Origin of the sequence: Grimontia sp. SpTr1 (assembly GCF_947387585.1) — a bacterium.
GTDB classification, from domain to species: domain Bacteria; phylum Pseudomonadota; class Gammaproteobacteria; order Enterobacterales; family Vibrionaceae; genus Enterovibrio; species Enterovibrio indicus.
Genome location: NZ_CANDOD010000044.1, coordinates 1 through 1,585, shown reverse-complemented (window position 1 = coordinate 1,585; position 1,585 = coordinate 1). Strand labels below are relative to the sequence as shown.

Sequence of the window (1,585 nt, the reverse complement as noted above, 5' to 3'; positions counted from 1 at the left end):
TAACACATATGAGCCCTTCTCCGGTCAATAGGCAATAGTATTCTTTTGGCTGCGCCAGCAGCCAATTCTCTCGAACAACAAAGTTGTCTACTTCGTTTTGTCATATACGCCATTAAGTCATTGCTTACGGCAAACACATATAGAGGGTCTCTTACTGCGGTCTCACCGCTGCCTGCCATTGGAGTGACAGGGCCACTAGACACTATTCGGTTAACCCAAGCTGGCACTATTCAAAAAGAAGGTTAAACGTTTGTTTTCCAGTTATCTTCAGGCTCAGGTTGGGTGTAAGCAACTTTGTTGTTCGTTTGGGTGCGCAACGACGGGGTAGCTAATCAAAGCAAAGGGGCTTGGACTACATTCGACACACCTGACCATCTGGGCTTAATGCCCATTAAACTCAGTCAGCAACGTGCTCTTTCTCAGCACCAGTTAGACGTTCAGCTCACCCCATCGTGCGACTTATTCTGTTAAGAACCGACGTTCATCAAACACAGTTTTGTTCCTCAACATGAAGTAAACACATCGGCCTAGCTTGTGGGCAAGGGCAGATAACGCTTTGGCTTTGCTCATCCGCTTTTGTAGACGGATAAGGTACTTCTTGGCTTTTTCATTGCCACGAAGGTAAAGGACTGCGGCTTCGGAGAAGGCCCACTTAAGGTGTGCGTTGCCGATCTTATTGCCGCTGGTGCCATATTGCTTTCCCGCAGATTCGGCTTTGCATTTAACAAGGCGCGAGTATGAGGCGAATTGCTGAACGGAAGGAAAGCGTTGGATACTGCCGATTTCATAGAGGATGGTCAGAGCCAGAATGCGGCCAATGCCCGGAACTGTTTGTAGTAGTTGGTAATCCTGGGGGTTATGTTGTTTAGCGTGTTGCTCGATGAAGTGTTCAACGCTCGCGAGCTCTTTGGTGTAGAAGGCAATCACGTTCAAATCGATATCGAGATTGCGGTTAACCGCAGGCTCATTGAAGCGATTACGGACTTCATCTCTGGCATAGGGATAGCGAAGCTGAAGGTTCGGAGCCGGATGATTGTACTGGCTAAAGGTGTTGGATACATGGGCTTTCAAGTCGGCACCGTGACGCATGATTTTAGTACGGCGACGAAGTAAATCACGTGTAGCCCTCATGGCTTTAGGGTAGACATAAGCGAGAGGGAAGTTTCCGCCCCGCAGCAGCGAAGCGATTTTGAATGAATCAATACGGTCGTTTTTTGTTTTGCCACCGTGAATAGCTTTCATATACAGCGCATGGCCGAGTACAAAATCAAAGGCGTAATCGAGGCAAAGGTCACTGACCCAATACCAGCAGTGCATGCACTCAACACCGACCACAATCTGGTCTTGAAAGGGGGCGAGAATGTCTAAGAGTGCATCAGGATTGGCATCAATTTTCTTGTGAACCACCTTGTTGCCCGCAGAGTCGAGGATACAGACATAAAGAATGCGCGCATGCAGATCGATACCGCAGTAATAGTCGTGTTGAGTGTTATAAAATCTCATTGAGTCTTCTCCTTTTTGGGTTTCGTCGCCTTCCAGCTTAGCTAGACGGTTAAGCTGGAGGAGAAGGCTCAATGAATATCAA

Annotated in this window: 1 protein-coding gene; it reads right to left on the bottom strand. The window is 47.8% G+C overall.

The annotated features are described in order from the left end of the window. Positions 1-459: 459 nt before the first annotated feature. Positions 460-1,503 carry an IS110 family transposase gene (locus QL223_RS25835; RefSeq protein WP_281546353.1) on the bottom strand — a complete coding sequence of 348 codons (1,044 nt, stop codon included), beginning with the start codon at positions 1,501-1,503 and terminating at the stop codon, positions 460-462. Between the last annotated feature and the right edge of the window lie 82 nt (positions 1,504-1,585).